Here is a 2875-nt window from a genome sequence, read left to right on the forward strand (position 1 = left end):
ACGCAGGTCAGGTCTCGTTCGACCTCGGGACGCTGTACGCCGGTCAGCGGAATGACCCGGTCCTGGCTGCGCAGTGGTTCCTGCGCGCGGTGAAGGAGGGGGACCCGCGAGCGCAGCGGCAACTGGAACTGCTCGTGCCGCGTCTGCGTGAGCTGTCGGCGGGTCAGAGCCGTGCCCGGACCATGCTCGGCGTCATTCTTGCGTTTCACCTCGACGAGCAGGTCGCCGGTGCTGAGCTGCTGGAGGCCGCCGCCGCCGACGGTGACCCGGAGGCGCAGCGCTCGCTGGCGTTTCTGCTCGACGGCGGCGCCGACGGGCTGGACGACCCGACCCGGGCGATGGCGCTGTATCGGGCGGCGGCGCAGGCCGGTGACGGATACGCGGCCTACAACCTCGGCGTCAAGGAAAGCGACCACCACGAGGCTGTGCGGTGGCTCCGGCGGGCAGCGGAAGCCGGAGTGCATGAGGCATACCCGCATCTCGCGAACCACCTCAGCGAGCTTGACATCGATGACGAGGCGTTGCGGTGGTACGTCCGGGGCGCCGAGATCGGGCACCCGGGTTGCATGTTCGCGGCAGCCTGCTGGTACCGCGACGGCTTCGGTGGTCCCGTCAACCTCGTCCAGGCGCTGCGTTGGTACCTCGCCATGCTCAGCGCCGGCACTGGCGACGGCATCCATGAGGCACACAAGATCGTCCCGATGATGACCGACGACCAGATCCACGAGGCCGGTCGCCTCGCTGGACGAATCTCCGAAGCCGACGTCTTCGTCACTCGCCGACACCCGGCTTGACCGCTGCCCGACGCACGGCCGTCCGCCCACCAGCGATTCTCACGACCGAAAGCGCGCTCATGCCGCTGACCGGGCGTTGCAGGAGGCACGACTTTGCCGATGAGCATGTACGGTCGCGCCGGTGTGACGGAACGCTGCCGATGGCCACGGGTGCTCTACCGGTTAGGTGGGCTGCGTGTCCCACCAGCGTGGGAGATCGACGCCGGGCGCTTCCGGGCTGGTGAAATGAAACGGCACACCGACATGCTGGGCGACAGCCTGCCCCTGCTCGGTTGCCTGCCGTGCCTCCGGCCAGGGCGGCACCTGGCCGTTGAACAGGCGGATGTCACCGCCTTGCCGCAGCACCGTCAACGGCACCTCGTCGAAGCGGTCATCGTGCCGGCTCGGCCGCCGCACGATTGCGACCAGGTCGACGCACCAGCCCTGCGTGTCACCGTCCCACAGTGCTTCGACGGCAACGACCGGCGCGGTGATGGCGGCCGCCTTCTCGATCAGCTGCGCGGTCGTCGATGGCGCTGGCTCCGGCTCGAGGAGACCCCGCCGGTCCAGTTCGGCGCGACGCTCGATCAGCAGATCCTGGGCCTCGTACAGACCGGGTGGCGGCTGAAGTCCGCCTTCCTGACGCAGGAGGACGACAGCCGCGACCAGCCGACGCGCGCACAGCAGCCCGTCGATCCGGTCCCGCACCTGCGGGCTCAGCGCATTCCACCAGTCGTCGTGCGCATACATGCCGCCATTCTCGCCGATCATGCCGGCGGCAATCCGCACCGACGGAAGCAGCCCTGACATACCGTCCGGATCTGCTGCGGCTCGGGCGCTACCCAGCGTGACGAAGATCGTGGATGCCCTGCGTCCGATCGTGCCGACGACGAGTGCCTCCCTGTTGGAGTCAAACGTTCAGTGGATTCGCGTGTGCGGGCTACCCCAGCAGCGATGTCGTCGTGCGGTCGTGGAGCGGTCAAAGCGTCGCGACGAGCCGGAACCGCTCCAGCACGGCTGGCGTGTCGTCGTTCACAGTGAAGCCCGGATTGCCCAGCCACCCTCGGTAGTCCATTCCGTGCCAGTACTCCTCGTGGCCAGCTCGCCAGGCGGCGACCGAGTCGTGCCCCTCGCCCTCGTCCCGGGCGTGGTCGAGGTCCACGTCGCCGAGGCGGCTGACACGCACCTCGGTCAGTTCGATCACCGCCACCCGGCGACCAACAGAATCGACCACCGCCGCTCGGGCACCCACGGCGGGTAGTGGTTCGCCTTCGATTTCGTAGTCCTGGAGCAGGCCGGTCGTGGTGGTCTTGGTCCCCTCGAGGACTGCAGCGACCAGCTTGTCGCGCAGCGGACCAGGGAAGGCGAACTCGAACGTGGGTAGATCTGCGGTCACCTGGAGGAGACTAACGAGAGATGATCGTCGTCTGCGAGCCGATTGTGCGGTCCTTACGAGCAGTGTTGACGTCGCGGATCGACTCCCCGTGGCCAGCCGTCGTGACATGGCTGGCCACGACACACTCGATCTCCGGCGCTACACGCTCATGCCGCGAGTCACGCGCTACCCAACGGTCACGGCCCTTTGGAGGCCGACGCGGGCTCCTGCGGAGTCGAGTCTGCTGTTGCGGCAGCGCCGGGGCTGACGGTGCCCTCAGCGTCACCCGAGTGGCTCGTCCTCACCGTCCTGTCATGAGCCTGCGGCTGCGGCTGAACGCCGGTAGCGGCCACAGCTGCTGAACACGGCCGTGACCAGGAGGTCCGAAGTCAGCCGCTTCGACGGTTGCCGTACTGGCGAGGACTCTGCACCGTGCCGGAGCGACCGTGGGCGCGGCTCGCGGTACCCCCTATGGGGTTGGCGGTGGCCTTGCCCTTGGACCGGCGTGCCGCGCGGTTCTCGAAGGGCTGCGGCTGCTCCTCGGTTCCCGCTTCAGCGTCAGCGGTGGGATCGGCGTCGCTGGTGGCGTCGGTCATCGGTGTCCTACCTTCTTGATCGTGATGACCGCCCAGTTCGTAGGGTTGGCTCATCCGGGGGTGCTGGGTGTGGCTTTCATCGGGTTGCCGTTGATGGCTCAGGAGACCTGGCCGCCCAGCACCCCGCGACG

Annotated in this window: 3 protein-coding genes and 1 pseudogene; 1 reads left to right on the forward strand and 3 read right to left on the reverse strand. The window is 68.2% G+C overall.

Features of this window, described 5'->3' with window-relative positions; all coding sequences use genetic code 11:
* Positions 1-794 (forward strand): annotated as a pseudogene (locus KBX50_RS32445) (SEL1-like repeat protein); the annotation flags it as partial.
* A gap of 162 nt (positions 795-956) precedes the next feature.
* Here KBX50_RS32445 and KBX50_RS32450 read toward each other — a convergent pair.
* The 3 genes from KBX50_RS32450 to KBX50_RS32460 form a co-directional block, all read right to left on the reverse strand.
* Positions 957-1523, reverse strand: coding sequence for a hypothetical protein (locus KBX50_RS32450; RefSeq protein ID WP_210941655.1), 567 nt, complete (start codon positions 1521-1523; stop codon positions 957-959).
* A gap of 229 nt (positions 1524-1752) precedes the next feature.
* Positions 1753-2169 (reverse strand): ASCH domain-containing protein, encoded by a 417-nt coding sequence (locus KBX50_RS32455; protein ID WP_210824148.1) that lies wholly within the window; start codon positions 2167-2169, stop codon positions 1753-1755.
* A gap of 368 nt (positions 2170-2537) precedes the next feature.
* Positions 2538-2744 (reverse strand): hypothetical protein, encoded by a 207-nt coding sequence (locus KBX50_RS32460; RefSeq protein WP_099845180.1) that lies wholly within the window; start codon positions 2742-2744, stop codon positions 2538-2540.
* Positions 2745-2875: the final 131 nt, after the last annotated feature.

It is taken from the genome of Micromonospora sp. C51, from assembly GCF_018070435.1.
GTDB classification, from domain to species: Bacteria; Actinomycetota; Actinomycetes; order Mycobacteriales; family Micromonosporaceae; genus Micromonospora; species Micromonospora sediminimaris.